Origin of the sequence: Herbiconiux sp. (assembly GCF_023264855.1) — a bacterium.
Taxonomy (GTDB): domain Bacteria; phylum Actinomycetota; class Actinomycetes; order Actinomycetales; family Microbacteriaceae; genus Herbiconiux.
On sequence record NZ_JAHFUW010000006.1, the window covers coordinates 55,192 to 77,109 of the forward strand.

The 21,918-nt window shown below is 71.4% G+C and carries 20 protein-coding genes and 1 pseudogene; 16 read left to right on the forward strand and 5 right to left on the reverse strand.

Going from position 1 to position 21,918, the window contains the following annotated elements; genetic code table 11:
- Positions 1 to 54: 54 nt before the first annotated feature.
- The 9 genes from Q0D75_RS04090 to Q0D75_RS04130 all read left to right on the forward strand — a co-directional run bounded on the left by Q0D75_RS04090 (position 55) and on the right by Q0D75_RS04130 (position 9,429).
- Positions 55 to 978, forward strand: coding sequence for a transketolase (locus Q0D75_RS04090; RefSeq protein WP_291049704.1), 924 nt, complete (start codon positions 55 to 57; stop codon positions 976 to 978).
- Positions 975 to 1,925: a transketolase C-terminal domain-containing protein gene (locus Q0D75_RS04095; protein WP_291049707.1), complete on the forward strand. Its 951-nt coding sequence runs from the start codon at positions 975 to 977 to the stop codon at positions 1,923 to 1,925. The genes Q0D75_RS04090 and Q0D75_RS04095 overlap by 4 nt, the downstream gene beginning before the upstream one ends.
- Positions 1,926 to 1,975: 50 nt before the next feature.
- Entirely contained in the window at positions 1,976 to 2,998 is a 1,023-nt protein-coding gene (locus Q0D75_RS04100) for a PfkB family carbohydrate kinase (protein ID WP_291049711.1), read from the forward strand.
- Positions 2,995 to 4,461, forward strand: a complete 1,467-nt coding sequence (locus Q0D75_RS04105) for an NAD-dependent succinate-semialdehyde dehydrogenase (RefSeq protein ID WP_291049713.1) — start codon at positions 2,995 to 2,997, stop codon at positions 4,459 to 4,461. The genes Q0D75_RS04100 and Q0D75_RS04105 overlap by 4 nt, the downstream gene beginning before the upstream one ends.
- 2 nt (positions 4,462 to 4,463) lie before the next feature.
- The gene (locus tag Q0D75_RS04110; protein WP_291049716.1) at positions 4,464 to 4,778 is read left to right on the forward strand and encodes an antibiotic biosynthesis monooxygenase; all 315 of its coding nucleotides are present in this window, start codon (positions 4,464 to 4,466) and stop codon (positions 4,776 to 4,778) included.
- A gap of 61 nt (positions 4,779 to 4,839) precedes the next feature.
- On the forward strand, positions 4,840 to 5,790 hold the full coding sequence (locus Q0D75_RS04115; protein ID WP_291049718.1) for an NAD-dependent epimerase/dehydratase family protein: 951 nt from the start codon (positions 4,840 to 4,842) through the stop codon (positions 5,788 to 5,790).
- Positions 5,791 to 5,793: 3 nt separating this feature from the next.
- Positions 5,794 to 6,588, forward strand: a complete 795-nt coding sequence (locus Q0D75_RS04120) for an SDR family oxidoreductase (protein WP_291049720.1) — start codon at positions 5,794 to 5,796, stop codon at positions 6,586 to 6,588.
- Between the two features lie 82 nt (positions 6,589 to 6,670).
- Positions 6,671 to 7,144: a hypothetical protein gene (locus Q0D75_RS04125; protein WP_291049722.1), complete on the forward strand. Its 474-nt coding sequence runs from the start codon at positions 6,671 to 6,673 to the stop codon at positions 7,142 to 7,144.
- A 137-nt stretch (positions 7,145 to 7,281) separates the two neighbouring features.
- Complete coding sequence (locus Q0D75_RS04130) at positions 7,282 to 9,429, forward strand: S8 family serine peptidase (RefSeq protein ID WP_291049724.1); 2,148 nt, start codon at positions 7,282 to 7,284, stop codon at positions 9,427 to 9,429.
- Between the two features lie 28 nt (positions 9,430 to 9,457).
- On the opposite strand, the gene Q0D75_RS04135 is transcribed toward Q0D75_RS04130, so the two are convergent.
- Together Q0D75_RS04135 and Q0D75_RS04140 are read right to left on the reverse strand one after the other, a co-directional pair.
- Positions 9,458 to 10,219: a hypothetical protein gene (locus Q0D75_RS04135; protein ID WP_291049726.1), complete on the reverse strand. Its 762-nt coding sequence runs from the start codon at positions 10,217 to 10,219 to the stop codon at positions 9,458 to 9,460.
- A 111-nt stretch (positions 10,220 to 10,330) separates the two neighbouring features.
- Complete coding sequence (locus tag Q0D75_RS04140; protein WP_291049728.1) at positions 10,331 to 11,611, reverse strand: MFS transporter; 1,281 nt, start codon at positions 11,609 to 11,611, stop codon at positions 10,331 to 10,333.
- 82 nt (positions 11,612 to 11,693) lie between these two features.
- Here Q0D75_RS04140 and Q0D75_RS04145 point away from each other — a divergent pair, with 82 nt between their 5' ends.
- Positions 11,694 to 12,578, forward strand: coding sequence for a LysR family transcriptional regulator (locus Q0D75_RS04145; protein ID WP_291049730.1), 885 nt, complete (start codon positions 11,694 to 11,696; stop codon positions 12,576 to 12,578).
- Positions 12,579 to 12,633: 55 nt separating this feature from the next.
- Here Q0D75_RS04145 and Q0D75_RS04150 read toward each other — a convergent pair.
- A pseudogene (locus Q0D75_RS04150) lies at positions 12,634 to 13,073 on the reverse strand (VOC family protein).
- Between the two features lie 98 nt (positions 13,074 to 13,171).
- On the opposite strand from Q0D75_RS04150, the gene dinB reads away from it, so the two are divergent.
- The 3 genes from dinB to Q0D75_RS04165 all read left to right on the forward strand — a co-directional run bounded on the left by dinB (position 13,172) and on the right by Q0D75_RS04165 (position 17,789).
- Entirely contained in the window at positions 13,172 to 14,368 is a 1,197-nt protein-coding gene (dinB, locus tag Q0D75_RS04155) for a DNA polymerase IV (protein WP_291049732.1), read from the forward strand.
- A gap of 148 nt (positions 14,369 to 14,516) precedes the next feature.
- Positions 14,517 to 15,080 carry a 2'-5' RNA ligase family protein gene (locus Q0D75_RS04160; protein WP_291049736.1) on the forward strand — a complete coding sequence of 188 codons (564 nt, stop codon included), beginning with the start codon at positions 14,517 to 14,519 and terminating at the stop codon, positions 15,078 to 15,080.
- Positions 15,081 to 15,233: 153 nt separating this feature from the next.
- Positions 15,234 to 17,789, forward strand: a complete 2,556-nt coding sequence (locus Q0D75_RS04165) for a lamin tail domain-containing protein (RefSeq protein WP_291049738.1) — start codon at positions 15,234 to 15,236, stop codon at positions 17,787 to 17,789.
- 188 nt (positions 17,790 to 17,977) lie between these two features.
- On the opposite strand, the gene Q0D75_RS04170 is transcribed toward Q0D75_RS04165, so the two are convergent.
- Together Q0D75_RS04170 and Q0D75_RS04175 are read right to left on the reverse strand one after the other, a co-directional pair.
- A complete protein-coding gene (locus Q0D75_RS04170; protein WP_291049741.1) occupies positions 17,978 to 18,994 on the reverse strand; it encodes an aldo/keto reductase in 1,017 nt (338 codons plus the stop codon).
- 5 nt (positions 18,995 to 18,999) lie between these two features.
- A complete protein-coding gene (locus Q0D75_RS04175) occupies positions 19,000 to 19,884 on the reverse strand; it encodes an aldo/keto reductase (protein ID WP_291049744.1) in 885 nt (294 codons plus the stop codon).
- Between the two features lie 102 nt (positions 19,885 to 19,986).
- On the opposite strand from Q0D75_RS04175, the gene Q0D75_RS04180 reads away from it, so the two are divergent.
- From Q0D75_RS04180 to Q0D75_RS04190, 3 genes are read left to right on the forward strand one after another with little or no spacing between them, the layout of a single operon-like run.
- Positions 19,987 to 21,024: an alcohol dehydrogenase catalytic domain-containing protein gene (locus tag Q0D75_RS04180; RefSeq protein WP_291049746.1), complete on the forward strand. Its 1,038-nt coding sequence runs from the start codon at positions 19,987 to 19,989 to the stop codon at positions 21,022 to 21,024.
- A 49-nt stretch (positions 21,025 to 21,073) separates the two neighbouring features.
- A complete protein-coding gene (locus tag Q0D75_RS04185) occupies positions 21,074 to 21,490 on the forward strand; it encodes a cupin domain-containing protein (RefSeq protein WP_291049748.1) in 417 nt (138 codons plus the stop codon).
- A 46-nt stretch (positions 21,491 to 21,536) separates the two neighbouring features.
- The gene (locus Q0D75_RS04190) at positions 21,537 to 21,914 is read left to right on the forward strand and encodes a DUF2255 family protein (RefSeq protein WP_291049750.1); all 378 of its coding nucleotides are present in this window, start codon (positions 21,537 to 21,539) and stop codon (positions 21,912 to 21,914) included.
- Positions 21,915 to 21,918 lie beyond the last annotated feature (4 nt).

A 21,918-nucleotide genomic window follows, 5' to 3' on the forward strand; every position in this document is an offset into this window, starting at 1 on the left:
CGTCCGAAATATGGTAATTTAGAGCCATTCCAATCCGATCGTAGGAGCGAGAACATGACCGAACGAAGCGAACGACCACCGCTGGGTGAGTTGGAGCGGCTCGCTCGACTCGTGCGCTGGCATGTGCTCAACACCGTCGCGCAGAGCAAGGCCGGCCACATCGGCGGCCCCCTCTCCATGACCGACCTGCTCGTGGCGCTGTACTTCTCCGAGCTCTCCATCGACCCCGCCCGGCCGGACGACCCGGATCGCGACCGCTTCGTGCTCTCGAAGGGCCACTCGGCCATCGGCCTCTACTCGGTGCTGGCGCTGCGGGGCTACTTCCCGGTGGACGAGCTCTCGAGCTTCGATCACGGCGACTCACGGCTGCAGGGGCATCCCGACATGCGGCTGACGCCCGGGGTCGACGTGTCGAGCGGGTCGCTCGGCCAGGGGCTGTCGGCAGGGGTGGGCATCGCACTCGGTGCCCGGGCCCGGCAGCAGCCCTTCCACACCTGGGTGGTGCTCGGCGACGGCGAGCTGCAGGAGGGCATGGTGTGGGAGGCCGTGAACTCCGCCAAACGTTTCGGGCTGAGCAACCTCACGGCCATCGTCGACCTCAACGGACTCCAGCAGTACGGCTGGGCGGCCGAGGCCGGTCGCGACCGGTTCGATCGCAGCGAGCCGTGGGGTCACGCCGACCTGCCGATGATCTTCCGCGGTCACGGCTGGAACGTGATCGAGATCGACGGCCACTCCTTCGAGGAGATCTTCGGCGCGTTCGACCGGGTGCGGGAGGCGGCATCCGCCGGTCTCGGCCCCTCGGTGATCGTGGCCCGCACCGAGAAGGGACACGGCATCTCCTTCACCCGGGGCACCTACAAGTGGCACAACGGCGTGGCCGACGACGCGCAGCTCGCCCTGGCGCGAGCCGAGCTGCTGACCGAGCCGGAACCCGTGGCGGAAGCCGCACTACTGACAGAAGGAGACCGGTCATGAAAGCGCAGCGCGATGTCTGGGGCGAGACCCTCGTCGAGGTCGCCCGCACCGACGAGACGGTGATGGTGGTCGACGGCGACCTGGCCAACTCCACCAAGGCCGATCTGTTCGCGGCGGCCTATCCCGACCGTTTCGTCGAGGTGGGCATCGCCGAGCAGAACATGGTGGGGATCGCCTTCGGCCTCTCCACGCTCGGCTACCGACCGTGGCTGTCGACGTTCGGGGTGTTCCTCACCCATCGCGCGCTCGACCCGATCCGGATGCTGGTGTCGCAGACGGGCGCGCCGGTGCGGCTGGCCGGCGCGTACAGCGGCCTGCTCAACGGCAGCAGCGGCAAGACGCATCAGGACATCGAAGACCTCGCCATCATGCGGGCGATGCCGAACCTCACCGTGATCGCACCGGCCGACGAGGTCGAGGCCGCCGCCGTGGTGCGCTGGGCCTGCGAGCACGACGGGCCCGTCTACGTGCGGCTCGCCCGCGACGCCGTGGCTCCCGTGCTGCCCGAGGACTACGAGTTCGAGCTCGGCCGGGTGGTGCAGCTGCGCCCCGGCGGCCCGATCGCGCTGGTCTCGACCGGGGTGCAGTCCAGCCGGGTGATGCAGGCGGCCGCACTGCTCGAGGCCGACGGCGTCGACGTGCGGGTGGTGCACGTTCCCACCATCAAGCCGCTCGACGAGTGCTCGCTGCTCGATGCCCTGGAGGGCTGCAGCCAGGTCATCACGGTCGAGGAGCACTCGGTGATCGGCGGCCTCGGCGGCCTGGTGGCCGAGACGCTCACCACGCACGGGCTCGCTCTGCCGGTGACCCGGCTGGGGCTCGCCGACTCCTGGTCGGAGTCGGGGCCGAACGGGTTCCTGCTGGAGAAGTACGGCCTCTCGCCCGAGCAGGTCGCGGTGCGCGTGGTGGCCTCGCTGCTGGTCGGTCTACCGACCCGGGCGGGTTGATCATGGCGAGCCGGCCGCACGCCCCCACAGGCGCACGCACCGCTCCCCGAGTGGTGACGCTCACCCCCTCGCCGGCGATCGACCGGGTCTACTCCGGCGACGGGATCGTTCCGGGGGTGGTCAACCGGGTCAGCTACCAGAACTCCTACCTGGCGGGCAAAGGCCTCAACATCGCCTACGGCCTCTCGCTGGTCTCCCCGCACGTGAAGGCGGTCGTGCCGCTCGGCGCGGTCGACGGCGCTCCGCCGCACCGCGGATGGTGGCCCGACGTGGCCGACGGCGTGGTCGAAGTGGTGCCCGTGAGCCGGCCGGTGCGGCAGAACGCCATCATCGCCACGGTCGACGGACACACCACGAACCTCAACGAGGAGCCACCCTCGCTCGACCGCGCGGAGTGGGCCCGCACCGTCGACCGCACCCTGGCGATGATCGAGTGGATCGGGGCGGATCGGCTCGTCGTCGGCGGGACTCTTCCCCGCGCCACCGAGACGGGTGGCCACGTCGACCTCGGCCCGCTGTTCGAGTCCGCCCACGCGCTCGGCGCCCGCATCGCCATCGACATGAGCGGCACCGCGCTCTCCCGCTACGCCCGGCATCCGCTGGTCGATGTGATCAAGCCCAACCTCAGCGAACTGCAGGGCATCGCGCACGACACCTTGCGCACCTTCGGTGACGTCGTGGAGGCCGCCCGGGCCGTGATCCGGCGCCACGGCAGCCCGCTTACGGTCGTCGTCAGCCTCGGCGAGGACGGTCTGCTCGGCGTGCGCGCCGATGCGGTCAGCTGGGCACCCGCCCTCGCGGTCCCCGTGGTCAACACCACGGGAGCGGGCGACTCCGCGCTCGCCGGAGTACTCAGCGCCCTCGACCACCCCACCGACCCGGTGCATCCGCTCGACGAGGCGATCGCGATCGGAGCCACCTGGGGTTCGCTCGCCGTCGCGCACTCCACCACCAGGCCGCCCCAGCTCCCGGTGCGAGCACTCGTCGCCACCGAACCCGTCCAGTCCCATCAGGCACTCGCGGAGCCCTCGGCCATCCGCACGGTGTCCGGTCTCACAGGAGCACACGCATGAACGACCACGAACGACAGCTGATCGACGCGATCCCGAGCGACCTCTTCATCGGCGGCGAGTGGCAGACCGCCTCGGGCGGAGCGCGCTTCGACGTGGTCGATCCGTCGACCGGGGAGGTGCTCTGCTCCGTGGCGGATGCGGACCCGGCCGACGGGATGCGCGCCCTCGACGCCGCGGATGCCGCGCAGGCGGCCTGGGGCCGCACGGCACCGCGCACGCGGAGCGACCTGCTGCAGCGCTGGTACGGCCTGGTGCACGAGCACGCCGACCGGCTCGCCCTGCTGATGACGCTCGAGATGGGCAAGCCGCTCGCCGAGTCGCACGGCGAGATCCGCTACGGCGCCGAGTTCATCCGCTGGTTCGCCGAAGAGGCGGTGCGGGTGAACGGGCGCTACACACCCGTGCCCGAGGGCACCGGCACGATGGTGGTGACGCACCGCCCCGTCGGACCGTGCCTGCTGGTCACCCCGTGGAACTTCCCGCTCGCCATGGCGACCCGCAAGATCGCGCCCGCACTGGCCGCCGGCTGCACGGTGGTGATCAAGCCGGCCGCGCTGACACCCCTGACCACTCTCTATCTGGTGCGGCTGCTCGAGCAGGCCGGGCTGCCCGCCGGCGTCGTCACTGTGATCACCACCAGCCGCTCGGGTGCCGTCTGCGCGCCGATCATCGCCGACCCGCGGCTGCGCAAGCTCAGTTTCACCGGCTCCACCGACGTCGGGCGCGCTCTGCTGCGCCAGGCCGCGGACTCCGTGCTGCGCACCTCGATGGAGCTCGGCGGGAACGCGCCGTTCGTCGTGTTCGAGGACGCCGACCTCGCCGCCGCCGTGGAGGGGGCGCTCGCCGCGAAATTCCGCAACACCGGACAGGCCTGCACGGCGGCGAACCGCTTCTTCGTGCACGAGTCGATCGCCGAGGAGTTCGCCCAGACGCTGGCCGCCCGCGTGCGGGGCTTCGCCGTCGGGCGCGGCACCGAGCCCGGTGTGGTGATCGGTCCGCTGATCGACGACGCGGCCGTGGCGAAAGCCGACTCCCTGGTGCAGGATGCGCTCGGCCGCGGTGCCCGGCTGCTCGCCGGGGGCGCCGCGATCGAGGGACCTGGCAGCTTCTACCAGCCCTCGGTGCTCACGGGCGTCGACCCCGGGTCGCGCATCGTCGCCGAGGAGATCTTCGGGCCCGTGGTGTCGATCGTCCCGTTCGCGAGCGAGGCCGAGGCGATCGCCTTGGCCAACGCCTCGGAATACGGGCTCGCCGCGTACGTCTACACCCAGGACCTCCAGCGCGCCCGACGGATGATCGACCTGATCGACACCGGGATGATGGGCATCAACGCCGGCGTCATCTCCAACGCGGCCGCGCCGTTCGGCGGCGTCAAGCAGTCCGGGCTCGGTCGTGAGGGCGGCGCCGAGGGCATCCACGAGTATCTCGAGACCAAGTACAGCCTGATCCCGAGCGAGGTGTGAGAGTGGCTGCCACCCCGCCGCCGCGGTCGGCGACGATCGCCAAAATGGTCTTCCTGGCGGTGCATGACGACCGGCGAGACGAATTGCTCACCCTTCTCGAGGCCACGCGCCGGTCCAGCGCCGAGGAGCCGGGAACGCTCCAGTGGGAACTCCACGACGACCTCGACGGCGCCTGGTCGTTCGCGCTCTACGAAGCCTTCGCCGACGACGAGGCCGTCGCGGCGCACGACCGATCCACGGCCGTCGAGGCGTTGCTGGCAGGGTTCGCGCAGTGTCTGAGCTCTCCGCCGGTCGCGCACCTGCTCCGCGTTCGGTGACATCCCCGACGCGCCTGCACCATCAGACTCCCCTTCCGACCATCAGATAGGAACCCCCACAATGACCAAGACCCGCGTGCTCGTGACCGGAGCGGTCGGCTACATCGGCCAGGCCGTCAGTCAGCGCCTGCAGATCGGCGGCTACGCCGTCAGCGGCCTGTCCCGCTCGAGGGCCGGGCTGCGCGCACTGGACGCGCGCGGCATCACCCCCGTGCAGGGCGACCTCGACGACGCGCCCCTTCTCGAGCGTCTGGCGGGGGAGTTCGACGTGATCGTCGACACCGCCACCGCCGACCACGCCGAGTCGACCGCCGCCTTCCTGCGCGGCCTCGACGGCTCGGGCAAGACGTACGTGCGCACCAGCGGGACGGGCGTGTACACCGACCTCGCGCACGGCGCCGCATCCGATGCCGTGTTCACCGAGGAGACTCCACATATTCCGGCGGAGGTGGTCGCCACCCGCTACGCCTCGGATGCGGCTGTGCAGGCGGCGGCCGAGCGGAACATCCGCACCGTGGTCATCCGGCCCTCGATGATCTACGGCGACGGGGCCAGCGAGCAGCTGCCCCTGCTGATCCGCCGGGCGATCATCTCGAACCGGAGCGTCTACGTGGGCGACGGACTGAACCGGTGGTCGAACGTCTACCTGCCCGACCTCGCCGAGGTCTATGCGCTGGCGCTGGAGAAGGCGCCGGCGGGCTCGGTGTACAACATCGGCTCGGGCGAGGCTGCGATGGCCGACATCGCGGGAGCTGTGGCGACCCTGATCGGTCTGGGGGCGGCGGAGTCGTGCTCGGCGCAGGAGGCGTTCGACGCCTTCGGGCAGCGCTGGGTGGAGGTCGCGCTCTCCAGCAACAGCCGGGTCGACTCCACCAAGGCGCGGGAGGAGCTCGGCTGGAATCCGCTCGGCCCCTCGCTGCTCGAAGACCTCACCTACGGTTCGTACAAGAGGGTGTGGTCGTTCAAGGGCGATCCGCACGACCACGCGCCGGCCGCCGGCGCCGGGCACTGAACGATGGACCTGCAGCTGGCAGGGCGTCTCGCCCTGGTCACCGCGTCGACCGCGGGCATCGGCAAGGAGATCGCGGCCGCGCTGGCGGCCGAAGGCGCCCATGTGATCGTGAACGGCCGCTCGCCGCAATCGGTCGACGCCGCGGTCGCCGAGCTCTCGGCGCGCATCCCCTCGGCGCGGTTCGAGGGGCTGGTGGCCGACAACGGCACAGCCGAGGGTGCCGCCGTCACGGTGGAGGCGTATCCGGCGGTCGACATCCTCGTCAACAACCTCGGCATCTACGGCGCGGTCGACTTCCTCGACATCACCGACGACGCCTGGCAGGAGATGTTCGAGGTGAACGTGATGAGCGGGGTGCGCCTGGCCCGGCACTACCTGCCCGGGATGCGGGCGACGGACTCCGGGCGGATGATCTTCGTGGCCAGCGAGGCGGCCGTGATGCCCTCGGCCGAGATGGTGCACTACAGCGCGTCGAAGACCATGCTGCTCGGCGTCGCGCGGGGGGTCGCCGAGCACACGAAAGGCACGGGGGTGACCTCGAACGCGATCGTGGTCGGTCCCACGAAGACCGATGGGGCGGTGTCGTTCATCGGCGAGCTCTATCCGGGCGTGCCGTTCGAGGAGGCCGAGGCTCTTTTCATGGGGCCGGGCGCCGCGCGGGGGACCTCGCTCATCGGTCGTCTGATCCGGCCGGAGGAGGTGGGCGGGCTGGTGGCGTACGTCAGCAGTCCGCTCGCCGCGGCGATCAACGGTGCGGCCCTGCGGATCGACGGAGGAGTGATGCGCAGCGTGTTCTGAGTCGTGCCGGCGCGTGGGCGCTAGCATCGTGGTGCAGCCGCCGTGACGAGGCGAGGCGAGACGCGAGAGGATCGGGGGATTCGTGGGCTATTTCATCGTGGTGATCGCGCAGACGGTGGTGCTGCCGATCGTGTCGGGCGTGATCGAGCTCGCCACCGCGGGCGGCGATCCGGTGCTGGTCTTCGGCACGTGGTGGGTGTTCTGGGGCGTCGGCACGCGCCTGCTCTCGGCCGGTCTCGCCCAGGTGTCGGGCAAGGGCCCCACCAGCGCGATCCTCGGCTCGTCCGCCCCGACCGTGCAGGAGAAGCAGCTCACCCGCGAGCTCGGCACCGCCAACATCGGGATGGGGCTCGCCGGCCTGCTCGCGCTCGTGCCGGGCTGGGCGCTTCCGGCGGGCGCGGCGGGCGGCGTCTTCCTGCTCCTCGCGGGGCTGATGCACGTCGCCAAACGCGGCAAGAACGCGCAGGAGGCGGTGGCCACCTGGACCGACCTCGTGGTGGGAGTCGCCGTGCTCGTGCTGGCGGCTGCCGTGCTCATCCGGGCCATCGGCGGCTGAATAGCGTTGCCGTCGTGCGCTGCCGTCGCATCCGGCCGAAGCCCGGGACCGGATGGCCGTTCCACGATCGATAGGGTGGAGGCACGCGGCCGGATCCGTCGCCGCGCTTGGGGATCAACGGGTGGGGTTCACGGACGATGCGCAAGACGTTTGCCGGTGTGTTCGGGATGGCGCTGGCAGCGCTGCTGATCGTGGGAACGCCGGCGGTGGCCCATGCGGACGAGCCGGAGCCCGGTGTCGCCGCCGAGGCCGGCGGGCTCTCCGACCGCCTGGATGAGCTCGCGGCGGCGCCCGAGACGCTCGACGCCGGCTCGCAGGCGGTGTCCGAGCAGCTCGGGCTGGCGGGGGAGGGCGTCGGCAGCCTCCAGCTCGACGAGGGGCGCGTGGCCGTCTCGGTGTTCTATGCGACCCAGCCCGGAGCATCCGATTTCGCCGCCCTGGCCGCGCTCGGCGAGGTCGTCGCGAGCTCGAGCGAGTTCCGGCGCGCCACCGCGTACATCGCACCGGGCCGGCTCTCCGAGGTGGCGGCGCTGCCCGGTGTCTCCTCGGTGACCGAGGCGCTGGCATCCGGGACCTCCGGCTCGGCCGGTGTCGCGAGCGGCCTGCCGTCGGTCTCCGCCGGTCCCTCCTGCCGCACGGTCGAGGCCAACGCCCTCGCCCCGCTGCGCGCCGACCTCGCCGGGGCGCTGCACGGCGTCGACGGCAGCGGCGTGACGATCGGCATCATCTCCGACTCCTTCTCCACCAGCGCGGATTCGCCCACCACGCCCGAGCAGGACGTGGCGGCGGGCCTGCTGCCCGGCCCGGGCAACCCCTGCGGTCACGAGACCCCGGTGAGCGTGCTCGCCCAGCGGCCCGGCGGATCCGACGAGGCCCGCGCGATGGCGCAGGTCGTGCACAGCATCGCTCCGGGCGCGACGCTGCTCATCTCGACCGACGGCGTCGACGACCTCGCGTTCTCGCAGAACATCACGGCGCTCGCCGCCGCCGGAGCCACCGTGATCGTCGACGACATCTACTCGTTCACCGAACCGTGGTTCCAGCAGGGGCCGGTCGGCGTGGCGATCGAGCGCGCGGTGGCCCAGGGCGTCACCTACCTCTCCAGCGCCGGCAACTACAACAACATCGGCCAGGAGGGCCACCTCAGCGCCGGGTACTCGCTCAACGGCTGGGACACGGATGCGTACCGCCCCACCGACTGCCCCGCCCCGGTGCTCGCGGCCCTCGGCGACGGCGTCTACGACTGCATGGACTTCGCCCGTCCGGTGTCCGACGGCGGATCGGGCGTCGCCGACCCGAGCGCGCACCTCGGCCTCGGCGCCACCGACGACCCCGTCACCTGGGCGCTGCAGTGGGCGGAGCCGTACAACGCGGCGAAGGGCACGTTCACCCTGGTTGCCACGGCCCCCGACGGGACGGTCTCGGTGCTCGACCGTGGCAACCCCCCGATGCCGGTCACGGCCGGCGGCTACCGCCCCGAGGTCGACGGCGTCTACGAGTTCTCGATCGTCCGCGACCTCACCGCGGGACCTTCGGCGGCGATCACCCCGGCCCTGAAGTGGATCTGGGCCTTCCACGACGACATCCTGGTGGCGGAGTACTTCGGCACCACCGCTCACGACCGCGTGGGCGCGTCGATCACGGGCCACACCGGGCTGCCGTCGGTGATCTCGGTCGCCGCGGTTCCGGCCTCCGACACGGCGGCCGTCGAGACGTTCAGCTCACCCGGACCGGTGCGGCTCTTCTTCGACTACGACCCGGCGGTCTCGCCCGATCCGCAGCCCTTCCCCGCCCCGGTGACCGTGGCGAAACCGGATGTCGCGAGTGTCGACGGCATCCACACCGACTTCTTCAGCAGCAAGCATCCCGTGCGGGAGGGCGTCTGGGCGTTCTTCGGCACGTCCGCGGCGGCTCCCTCGGCGGCGGCCGTGATCGCGCTCGGCAAGCAGTACGCGCCCTCGGCGACTCCGGATGAGCTGCGGTCGGCCTTGCTGGGCACGGCCCGCCCGGTGCAGAGCGCGTCGCCGCTCATCTCCGCCACCGACTCGGCCGGAAGCGGCCTGATCGACGCGGCCGCGTTCCTGGCCGCGCTGCCCGCTCCGTCGCCCACGCCCTCTCCGGTGCCGGTGCCGGCGGCCGACGGTTCGCCGCAGCTGGCGGCCACCGGACCGGAGCCGCTCGGAGTGCTCGCGCCCTGGGCGCTCGTCGCGCTCCTCGTCGGAGCAGCCGGGGTCTGGATCCGCCGCATCCGCCCCGCAGCCCGGCGATCCGCCGCCCGCCGCTGAGCCGCGCTGAGCCCGCGGGCTCGGGCCGCTAAGCGTGCCAGCGGGTGAAGTCGGCTGCCGTCGTGGAGCCCGCAGGGGCGACCCAGATGCGCGAGGTGTCGCCCGGTCGCGCCGGGTCGTAGAGCACGGCGGCCGGATCGCCGGTGGCGGGCAGGTCGCGGCGCGCCCACTGGCCCGCCTTCTGCACCCAGCGGTCGGTGCCCGTCGCATCGGTGAACTTCACGGTGACCGTGCCGAGCAGGCCGCCCGACGACGGATCGATCTCGGGGATCTCGGTGATGACGCCGCTCTGGATGCGCCCGTGGGTGAGAACGTGCGCCAGCACATCCTTCTGCGAACGGCGGCGCGCGCGGCCGACCGCGCCCAGCAGCAGGGAGAGCACCGAGAGAACGCTGAGGCCGATCGGCAACAGCCAGAACGCTCCGGGCTCGGGGAGAGCGAACGCGCCCCACCAGGCGCCGGCGGCCAACCCGGTGAACAGGATCGACACGGGGCCGACGACCGGCGCCGACAGCAGCCTGCCGGTGAAACGGCGGCTGGAGCCGAGGTGCACGAGGAAGCCGATGATCAGCAGCGGCAGGCCGACCACCATCCCCACGATCGCCAGCGGCGGCTCATCCGTCTCGCCCATCGCGTCGAACTCGGCGAACCCGAACAGCGCGCGCATCTCGAGGGCGGCGCCGACGAGGATCATCAGCAGCCCGATCACGATGCCTACGGCGGCCGCGGGGGATCCGATGCGGGCCGCCTGCCGGCGTTCGCGGGCCTGGATCGGGTCGACCGTGCTCATGGCTGCGCTCCTCGTCGTCGTGTTCGCCCTCCCACGCTAGCGGAGGCCCCGAGACGCCGGACGAACGTCGTTCCCGTGGTCTTCGGCGCCGGGACGACGGCGCGCTCCCGATCAGGCGGCGGTCGCCCGCACCATCCGGGGGCCCGCCCAGAGGATGAGTGCGAGCACGAGCACCACGAAGCCGAGGAAGGCCGGCACGAGCGGCAGCCAGAGCAGGGCGACGCCCACCAGCAGCGGCGGCAGGGTCATTCCGGCGAAGCCGAGCAGGAAGATGCCGGCCGTGGTCTCGCTGCGGCTGCCCTCTTCGGCGAGCGTTCCGGCCGTGGCGAGGGCGCCGCGGAAGACGAGGCCGACGCCGGCTCCCGCCACGACCGCTCCCACCACGAACAGCGCCGCCGAGACGGTGAGCGCGGCCGCACCGAGGCCGAGCAGCCCGGTGACCATCGAGGCGACGCCGAGCACGACCTGCCGGCGGGTGCTCAGCCGGGCGAACACCACCTGCGCGAGTGCGGCGGCGCCGAACACCGAGAACGAGACGGCGCCCGCCACGAAGCGGTCGCTCTGGTGCAGCAGCTGGGCCAGGAAGGTCGGGGCCACCGATCCGAACAGGCCGGTGATGGCGAAGGCGGCGAAGCCCCCGATGCCCGCCGCCCAGTACGCGGCGCGGCTCTCCCGCGGAACCCGCACCCGCTGCGGGCGGTAGGGCTCGCGGTCGCGGGCCGGCACCGGCACCACGGTCTCGGGAACGAAGGCGTAGGCGAAGCCGACGGCGACCATCGCGGCGAGGAAGACGAGGTACGGGGTCACCAGCGGCGCGGGGATCCACTCGGCGAAGACCCCGCCGATCAGCGGCCCGAGCGCCAGGCCGCCCATGTTCGCCACGCCGGCGATGGTGGCGGCGAAGCCGAGGGTGGCGGCCGGCCGTGCGATTCGGCGCAGGTCGGCGAGGTGCGCGGTCGCCGTGGCGGTGAGGATGCCGATGCCGAGACCGGCCACGAAGCGCGCGGCGATCAGGCCCTCTGGCGAGCTCCAGAGCAGGAACATCACGGCCGCGGCCACCTCCACCAGCACGGCGGTGAGGATGAGGCGCCGGCGCCCGAACCGGTCGCTCAGGTGACCCGCGAAGAACAGCGACACCATCACCCCGATCGAGTAGGCCGCGAAGATGACCGTGATCATGACGGTCGGGAAACCGTCGCGCTGCTGGTAGAGGGCGTAGAGCGGCGTGGGCACGGTGTTGAAGGCCATCATCACGATGAAGGCGACGGCCGTGACCCAGAACCCGGCGTGGTGGGTGATGCGGAGGCGGCGTCTCGCCGTCCTGCCGACCGGTGCGGTGTGGGCGGCCGGGGTGGGAATGGTGGGAGGCAAGCTGATCGAGGTGGTGGACATAGTTCGATCATCCGCTCCGCCCATCATCGAGTCCAACGAATTATCATGGTCAGTCTCATCGCTTTGATCTATGATTGTTCGTATGGAGACCCGACTACTGGAGTACTTCGTGGCGGTGGCCGACGACCTCAGTGTCACACGCGCATCCGAGCGCCTGTTCGTGGCCCAGTCGACGGTCTCCGCCGGGCTGAAGAGTCTCGAGGGCGAGCTGGGCGTGTCGTTGTTCGAGCGCAACACGAAGACGGTGCGGCTGCTGCCCCCGGGTGAGGCGCTGCTTCCGCTGGCGCGAGCACTTCTCGACGACGTCGACGGGTTGCGGCAGATGGCCACCGAGGCGGGGGCAGGACTGCGCGGGCGCGTGCGAATCGGCAGCTTCGCCGTGATGCACGTGCTCGATCTGCCCGCGGTGCTGGGCCGGTTCCGGCGCGAGCATCCGCTGGTCGACCTGCAGATCGCGAGTTCGCCGACCGGCTCGACCGGCCTGATGGACGACCTCGTGCACGGCCGGTTCGACCTGGCGTTCTCGGGCTTGCCGGTTCCGCCCGAGCTGGAGTCGTGGCCGCTGGCCGCCTTCGACTTCGTGGTGCTGTTGCCGCCCGGCCATCGTCTGGCGGTCGAGGGGCGCTCGTCGGTGGCGCTCGACGACCTCGCGGCCGACGACTGGGTCGACGTCTTGCCGGGGTTCGGCAACCGCGTGCAGCTCGAGCGGATGCTGGCCGAGCGCGGCATCCGGCGTCACCTGTCGGCCGAGCTGGCCGATCTGCCGAGTATCGGGCCGTGCGTCGCGGCCGGTCTCGGGGTGGCGGTCGTACCCGACGCCATCGACACCACCGGATGCGTGCGGCTTCCGCTGGCGGTGCCCGTCGAGCCGTGGGTGTTCTCGCTCGCGGCGCGGCGCGGCGCCTCGAGGTGGCCGCACATCCGGGCATTGGTCGAGCAGATCCGCGCCGGCACGCCTCGCCCCTGACCGGCGATCGCGAGCGCGGTGCTCCCGATTCTCGCCAGTCCTCCTCAGTCCTTACTCAGTCCTTCTCGAGGGACTGGGCCTTCTTGATGGACTGGGCGAGCATCACGATGATGCCGCTCGGGCCGCGCAGATAGGTGAGCTTGTAGATGTCCTGGTAGGTGGCCACGCCGCGCAACGGGTGGCAGCCGTGCCGGGCGGCGATCGCGAGGGCGGCGTCGATGTCGTCGACCGAGAACGCCACGCGGTGCATGCCGATCTCGTTCGGGAGGGTGGGCTCCGTCTCGATCGCGTCGGGATGCAGGTATTCGAAGAGCTCAATCTGCCCGTGGCCGTCGGGCGTCTGCAGCACCGCGATCTTCGCGTGGTTGCCGTCGAGTCCCACGGCGGTGTCGGCCCATTCGCCGCTGATCGTGTCGCGCCCGAGCCGCTGAAGAACGCGATCGCCTCGTCGATGTCGCGAACCGCGATCCCTACGTTCTCCAGCCTGATGCCCACGCTCAGCATGCTACTCAGGCGCCGGGCGATGTCGCCGGTTCGTGCGATTATTCGCGGGAGGGCGGGACTAGGGCTGGCGAGCGGCGGCGGGAGAACGGATGCGGGGCGAGGCGAGTGTGCTGCATGCCGACCTCGACGCGTTCTACGCCTCGGTGGAGCAGCGGGATGCGCCCGAGCTGCGCGGGCGGCCCGTGATCGTGGGCGGTGGGGTCGTGCTGGCGGCGAGCTACGAGGCGAAGGCACGCGGGGTGCGCACGGCGATGGGCGGGCGGCAGGCGCGGGAGCTGTGTCCGGATGCCGTGGTCGTCCCACCGCGGATGGAGGCCTATTCCGCGGCGAGCAAAGACGTGTTCGCCATCTTCCGCGATACGACGCCGCTCGTGGAGGGGCTGTCGATCGATGAGGCGTTCCTGGAGGTCGGAGGTCTGAGGCGCATCGTGGGCACGCCCGAGCAGGTCGCGGTGCGGCTCCGTGAGCGGGTTCACGCCGAGGTCGGGCTGGCGATCTCCGTCGGAGTCGCGCGCACGAAGTTCCTCGCCAAGGTCGCCAGCGCGGTCAGCAAGCCCGACGGGCTGATCGTGGTCGAGCCCGAGCGCGAGGAGGCGTTCCTGCTCCCGCTCCCGGTCGAGCGGCTGTGGGGCGTGGGCGCGGTGACCGCCGAAAAGCTGCACCGGCTCGGCATCCGCACCGTCGGGCAGCTGGCCGAGCTCGAAGAGGCCACCGCCGAGCGGTTGCTCGGGCGCGCGACGGGCGCGCACCTGCACGCACTGGCCCGGCTGCGCGACCCGCGGCCCGTCGACACGGCGCGGCGGCGCTCGTCGATCGGGTCCCAGCGCGCGCTCGGCCGGGGCCCGCGCACGCCCGCCGAGCTCGACGTCATCCTGAGCCAGATCGTCGACAGGCTCGCCCGGCGGCTGCGCGACGGCGACCGGGTGTGCCGCACGGTCGTGCTGCGGCTGCGATTCGGCGACTTCGCCAAGGCCACCCGATCGCGCACCGTCGGCACGCCCACCGATCGCACCGCGGTGCTGCTCGCCGTCGCCCGTGAGCTGCTCGTCGCCGCGCAACCGGAACTCGACGAACGCGGGATCACCCTCATCGGGCTCTCGTTCGGGCAGCTGGGCCGGGCCGACAGCATCCAGCCCGAGCTGCCGATCGACTGGAACGACAGCGCTCGACTCGACACGGTGCTCGATGCGCTGCACGACCGCTTCGGTGCGGCCTCGGTCGCCCGGGCCGTGCACCTCGGCCGCGATCCGGGCTGGTCGACGCCGGTGCTGCCCGAGCACGAGTGACTGCGGGCCCGTGGGAGCGAGAGCGACCGCGAGCACGAGTGACTGCGGGCCCGCGAGAGCGAGAGCGACCGCGAGCACGAGCTCGTGGCTGCGCCGTGGCGAGCGATCGCGACTTGGCGACCGGCTCTGATCGCAGGATGCTGAGACCGTGACCGGCATCGTCAGCTTCGAACTGCTTCTTGACGAGCGCACGGAGTTCGGGGTGCGCGCGGAATGGGAGGCGCTCGCCGCCGCCGGGCTCTCGAGCCTCGCCGCGCATCCGTCGGCGAGCAACCGCCCGCACGTCACGATGCTCGTGCGCCCCGCGGTGCCGACGCCGGCTCGGCCCGCGCTGGAGGAGGCGGTGCGGCTGCCGCTGCGCCTCGTGCTGGGGCCGCTGATCCTGTTCGGGGTCGGCGAGCGGCGCGTGGTCGCCCGGAGCGTGCTCGCCTCCCGGGAACTGCTGCGCGCGCATGCCGACCTCCATCGGCTGGCCGGACCGGGGGAGGACGCCCCACACACCCGGCCCGGCGACTGGACGCCGCACATCACCCTCGCCCGACGGTTGCGGATCGACGACCTCCCGCGCGCTCTCCGCCTGTTCGACGAGGTGCGGGCATCCGTCGAACCGGATCGCCCGGATCGGGCAGAGCCGCCGGAGGCCTCGGCCGTCGCCCTCCGGCGCTGGGATTCGGCCACCGCGACCATCACCGACGTGCTCGGCCGCGGGTGAGCCGTCCGGCAGATTCGGTCACTGCGATCGCACGCGGGTAATCCGTCGCGCGCGGCAGCGAATCTCCGACGGACGCGCCCTGGTCGGCTTCGGTCCACCGCCCGCTCACCTGCCCGTCACCGCACGTTCACCGAGCGCCGGAAGCATCGGAGGGTGCTGAAGCCTGCCTCGCGTCCCCTCGCCCTCATCTCCGGAGCAGCCCTCGTGCTCGCCGGACTGTTCGCCGTTCCGGCCGCCGCCTCGGCCGCGCCCGCCGTCGCGAGTGACGCCGACGCGAGCGCAACCGCCGCCGTCGCATCCGGCCTGCGCATCAACGAGATCGAGACCGACGGCAGCCCTGACTGGGTCGAGCTGATCAACACGAACGCCGAGCCGCTCGACGCATCCGGCTTCGTGCTGACGGGCCGCGAGAACGGCGTCACGCTCACCCTGCCGAGCGACACCGTCATCGCGGCGGGTGCCGTGTACGTCGCCGAGAGCTCCACGTTCAAGCTCAAGAAGGGCGACAAGGCGAGCCTGTTCGCGGCCGACGGATCGACGCTGCTCGACTCCTACGAGTGGGGCGACTTCCATCTCGACTCATACGGACGTGTTCCGAACGGCACCGGCGACTTCGTGCAGCAGGCCGTGCCCTCCAAGGGCGCGCTGAACGACGAGTCGGTCACCCCGACCGACCCGACCGACCCCACGGATCCGACCGACCCCACCGACCCCACCACCCCCGGCGACGACTCCGGCTGGGCCTCGGTGAAGATCAACGAGGTCACCTCGGCCAACGACGACCCGTTCCACGACGCCTACGAGCTCGTGAACACCGGCGACACCGATGTCGACGTGGCCGGCTGGCTGCAGAGCGACAGCACCAGCCTCCCGGTGGCGCTCGACGCCCCGAATGGCACCGTCGTGCCGGCCCACGGCTACCTCGTGCTGCTCTCGAACCAGGGCCTCAGCTCGGGTGGCGACTCGGTGAAGGTCTACCGCGCCGACGGCAGCACCATCGTCGACACCGTCGGCTGGGGTGCGGATGCCGCCCAGCCCGGTTCCTGGTCGCGCTGCGGCGACGCCACCGGAGCCTTCGTGCACACCGCGGCCGCGAGCTGGGGCGTCTCGAACGCCGAGGCCTGTGCCGGCGAGATCATCCCCTCCGACGACCCGGGCAACGGCGGCGTCTCCTGCCAGACCGAGGCGGCATCCGGAAGCGGACCGGCCCTCGCCGGCGGCCTCGCCTGGCCCGGCGGCCAGAGCGCCGTCGTCTCCGACGACGAGTGCCAGTTCGTCACCGCACTCTCGGGCCAGGACGTCTCCGGCCTCGACATCGACCCCTCCGCCCCCGACGTGCTCTGGGCGGTCAAGAACAAGAGCCACGTCTACAAGCTCGTGAAGAGCGGCGACCTCTGGGTGCCCGACACGGCTGACGGATGGGCCTTCGGCAAGACGCTGGTCTTGCCGAACGGCAGCGGCCAGCCCGACTCCGAGGGCATCACCGTCGGCGCCGACGGCTTCCTCTACATCACCACCGAGCGCGACAACAGCAACAGCGGTGTGCCGCTGGACAGCGTGCTGCGCTTCGACCCCAACGCCTCCGGCACCACTCTCGTGCCCACCCAGCAGTGGGTGCTGACGAACGACCTGGCCGACGCCATCGACCCCACGGCCAAGGCCGACTCCAACCTCGGCTTCGAGGGCATCACCTGGGTGCCCGACAGCTACCTCACGACGAACGCCTTCGTCGACCAGAGCACGGGCGCCGCCTACGACCCGGCCGACTACCCGGGCCACGGATCGGGCCTCTACTTCACGGCCCTGGAGAAGAACGGCCACCTCTACGCCTACGCCCTGAACGCCGACGGCACCTTCCACCGCGTCGCCTCGATCGACACCGGCCTGCCGCTGATCGCGGACACGCAGTGGGACCCGGATGCGCAGCGCATCTGGGCGGTCGCCGACAACAGCGTCGCCGGCTCGTCGACCCTGCTGAAGATCGACGCATCCGGAGCCTTCGCGGTCGACCGCATCTACGACCGCCCCACCGGCCTGCCGGACTACAACAACGAGGGCTTCGCCCTCGCCCCGAACTCCACCTGCGTCGACGGCGTCAAGGAGGTGATCCGCTCGGACGACGGCAACAACGGCGGCCACTCGCTCTGGTCGGGCACGGTCTCCTGCGACCTCGGCCTCGGTGCCCAGGGCCCGAACCCGCCTGCCACGTCCGACCCCTCGGTGACGGCCATCCCGTCCACCGTGCAGGCCGGCACCACCACCACGGTCGTGGCGAAGGGCCTCGTCGAGGGCACGCAGTATGCGGTCGCCCTGGACGCCCCGCAGCCCGCGTCCGCGCTTGCCGACGGCCCCGCTCCGCTCCCGTTGGGCACCGCGGTCGCCGACGCCGACGGAACCTTCACGCTCACCGCGACCATTCCCGCCACTGTGGCTCCCGGCGATCACACCCTCTCGGTCGCCACCGCGGCCGCCCCGGCCACGGCCCTCGCGAGCACCCCGCTCACCGTGACGGCCGCCGCCGTCACGCCCACGCCGACCCCCACCGGCACCCCCACCCCGGCCCCGGGCGCCACGAAGCCGACCGGTTCCACCCCGGCTCTCGCCTCCACCGGTGCGGAGCCGGCACCCTGGATCGCCGCGAGCACCCTGCTCCTGCTCCTCGGTGCAGCCCTCGTCGCCGCGCGGGGCCGGACGGCCGCCCGCCGCTGACCGCGTGACCTCACCGTCCTCCTTGGTGGGGTTCGTGCACGAATAGCGACCACCGAGCTCGATACGGGCTCGGCAGTCGCTATTCCTGCACGAACCCCGAAGACATCTCGGTGACATCCGCTAGCCGAATCACCTCTCGCAGGACCGCGTCGGCCAAGGCGGGCGGCGATGCCGCCGCCGCGAGCGCGTCAGCGGCGGCGGGCCGCCGGTGCCAGCTCGGCCTGGCCGTAGCTGTTGTCGGCGGGGTTGAGCGTGACGCCCGGAGGGACGAGGGCGTCGATCGCGTCGAGGAGGTCGTCGGGCAGGGTGACGGATGCCGCCGGCAGCTGCGAGTCGAGTTGCTCGAGCGTGCGCGGTCCGATGATCGCCGAGGTGACCGCGGGGTGGCGGATCACGAAGGCGATGGCGAGCTCGATCATCGTGAGGCCGGCCGCGGACGCCAGCTCAGCGAGCTGCTCGGCGACCTCGAGCTTCCGTCGGTTCGCGGGGTCGGCCATGTCGAAGCGCGCCGGCGGACGGGCCTTGGAGGTGGGCGCAGCATCCGCATCCTTTCGCCAGCGGCCCGAGAGCCAGCCGCCCGCGAGGGGGCTGTAGGTGAGGATGCCCATGCCGTGACGGCGCGCGGTCGGCAGCACGTCCGCTTCGATGCCGCGCACGAGGATCGAGTACGGCGGCTGCTCGGTGACGAAGCGCGCGAGGGTGCGGTCGCGCGCCACCACCTGCGCCTCGACGATCTGGCTCCCGGCGTACGACGACGAGCCGATGTACCGCACCTTGCCCTGGCGAACGAGGTCGGTGAGTGCCGAGAGCGTCTCATCCACGTCGGTATCGGGGGAGGGACGGTGCACCTGGTAGAGGTCGATGTAGTCGGTGCCGAGGCGGCGAAGCGAGTCCTCGACCGAGCGCATGATCCACTTGCGCGATCCACCGCCCAGGTTCGGGCCCTCGCCCATCGGCATGAAGAACTTCGTGGCGAGCACCACGTCGTCGCGGCGGCCCTTGAGCGCCGCCCCCACGATCTCCTCCGACTCGCCGGCCGAGTACACGTCCGCGGTGTCGACGAAGTTGACGCCCGCGTCGAGCGCCTTGTGGATGACGCGGATCGAGTCCTCGTGCGAGGCGTTGCCCCAGGCGCCGAACATCATCGTGCCGAGGCACAGAGGGCTGACCTCGACGCCGGTGCGGCCGAGCGGGCGGTACTCCACAGCGCTCAGGCCTCCGGGATCTCGCGGCTGAAGGTCTCGAGCGTGACCTGCTCGGGCTCGGGGCCGCCGCGCTTGCCGGTGTCGAGCGCGTCGATCTGCGCGATCTCGTCGGAGCTCAGCGAGAAGTCGAACACGTCGAGGTTCTCGGCGATGCGCGCGGGCTTCACCGACTTCGGGATGACCGAGCGCCCCTCCTGGATGCCCCAGCGCAGCATCACCTGCGCCGGCGACTTGCCGTGCGCCTCGGCGATGGCCACGATCGTCGCATCCTCGAGAGCGTTCGTGTGCCCGCTGTCGCGGTAGAACGTGATGCCGCCGATCGGCGACCAGGCCTGGTTCAGGATGCCGTGCTCGGTGTCGTAGGCGAGCAGCTCCTTCTGCTGGAAGTACGGGTGCACCTCGATCTGGTTCACCGCCGGCACCACCTTTGCCACGGTCAGCAACGTGTCGAGGTGCTCGGGCATGAAGTTGCTCACGCCGATCGCGCGCACCTTGCCGCCGGCGTAGAGCTCCTCGAGCGCCCGGTAGGCCTCGAGCGTGCGGGTGAAGGCCGACGGCAGCGCCTGGTGCAGGATCAGCAGGTCGATCTGCTCGAGCCCGAGCTTGCCGGCCGACTTGTCGAAGGCGTGCAGGGTCTCGTCGTAGCCGAAGTCGTTGATCCACACCTTCGTCTCGATGAACAGTTCGTCGCGGGCGATCCCGGATGCCGCGACCGCGGTTCCGACCTCGCGCTCGTTGCCGTAGGCGGCGGCGGTGTCGATGTGGCGGTAGCCGACGCGCAGGGCCTCGGCCACGGCATCCGTCGTCTCGGCCGGCGCGGACTGGAAGACGCCGAAGCCGATCGCGGGGATCTCGACGCCGTTGTTCAAAGTCAGGGTGGGAATGCTCATGCCGGTGACGCTACGCCTGCCCGCGCCGGGCAGGGAGGGTGTGTCAGTACCTGTGTCAGCAGGCACTCCCGCGCGGGCGCTCTACGCGGTGTGATGGATGACATGAAAGCCACTTACATGTTCGGCGCCGGCGACGTGCGCATCGAGACCGTCGCCGACCCCGTCATCCAGCAGCCCACCGACGCGATCGTGCGCGTGACCCGCGCCTGCATCTGCGGCTCCGACCTGCATCCGTACCACTCGATGCCCGCGAGCGAGCAGGGCACCCCGATGGGGCACGAGCTCATCGGCGTGGTCGAGGAGACCGGCCGCGACGTCAGCACCCTGAAGAAGGGCGACTTCGTGATTGCGCCCTTCGCCTACAGCGACAACACCTGCGCGTTCTGCCGCGACGGGTTCCAGACCTCGTGCCCGCACGGCGGGTTCTACGGAAACACCGAGGTCGGCGGCATGCAGGCCGAGCTGCAGCGCATCCCGCAGGCCGACGGATCGCTCGTCGTCGTTCCCGGCACCGTCGACGAAGCCCTCTACCCCTCGCTGCTCACCCTCTCCGACGTGTACCTCACCGGCTACCACGCCGCTCACATGGGCCGGGTGTCGTCCGGGGCGACGGTGACGGTCATCGGCGACGGCGCGGTCGGCCTCTCCGCGGTGCTCGCCTCGCGCCAGCTGGGCGCCGAGCGCATCATCCTGATGGGCCGGCACGCCAGCCGCACCGATCTCGGCGTCGAATTCGGGGCCACGGATGTCGTCGCCGAGCGCGGCGACGAAGGCATCGCGAAGGTGATGGACCTGACCGGCGGCGAGGGCAGCCACATCGTGCTCGAGGCCGTGGGCCACCTCCCGGCCTACGAGCAGGCGTACGGGATCGTGCGCCCCGGCGGCACCATCTCGCGCGTCGGTGTTCCGCAGTACGAGGAGGCGCCGATCGGCTTCGGCTCGCTGTTCGGCAAGAACATCACGCTCACCGGCGGCCCCGCCCCCGTACGCGCCTACCTCGAGCAGGCCATCCCGCTCGTGCTGGACTGCACGATCGACCCCGGCCGCGTCTTCGACCGCACCGTCGGCATCGACGACGTGCCCGCCGGCTACGCGGCGATGGATGCGCGCGAGGCGCTGAAAGTGCTCGTCGCGTTCTGACGCTCCGCACCCCGATCGCTCCCCAGAACCAGAAGGGAAAGAGAAGCCGATGAGTACCGAGATGCAGCCGAAGACCCCGACCGTCAAGGGCCCCGGCGAGTGGTTCGACGGCGACGTCTACTTCAACTCCTACTACTCCGGCACCGCGCCCAGCCGGGCTCGCCTCAACCTCGTGCGCTTCGCCCCGGGAGCGCACACCGCCTGGCACAAGCACGCGGTCGGCCAGACGCTGCACGTCACCGAGGGTCGCGGTTACGTGCAGTCCCGCGGCGAGGGGCTCATCGAACTGCACCCCGGCGACACCGTCTACACCCCCGCGGGCGAGTGGCACTGGCACGGCGCCACCCACGACCAGTTCCTGTGCCACCTCGCCCTGTGGGAGGCGCCGGCCGACTCCGACTCCGCCGAACCCGAAACCGTGTGGGGCGACAAGCTCACCGCCGGCGAGTACCCCGCCGGAGAGTAGCCCCGCCCCACCACCGCGACCGACGACGCATCAGAAGGAGCACACCATGAGCGCTTGGACCTCAGACGAACTCCACCGCATCGGCGCGGCCACCGAACTGCGCGTCACCTCGCAGCGCCCCGACGGCACGCTGCGCCCCTACGCCACCATCTGGCACAGCCCGCTCGGCGACGCCCTCTACATCCGCTCGGCCCACGGGCCGGACAACGGATGGTTCCGCCGCGCGCTCGCCTCGGGCACGGGCCGCATCACCGCCGGTGGTGTCGAGAAGGACGTCACGTTCGAGCTGGCCGACCCGAGCATTTGCACCGCCCTCGACACCGCGCTGCACCAGCGCTACGACCGCTTCGGACCTGGCCCCGTAGCGGCGATCACGGGCCCCGACGTGCTCGACACCACCCTGAAGGTCACGCCCCGCCCCTGATCGG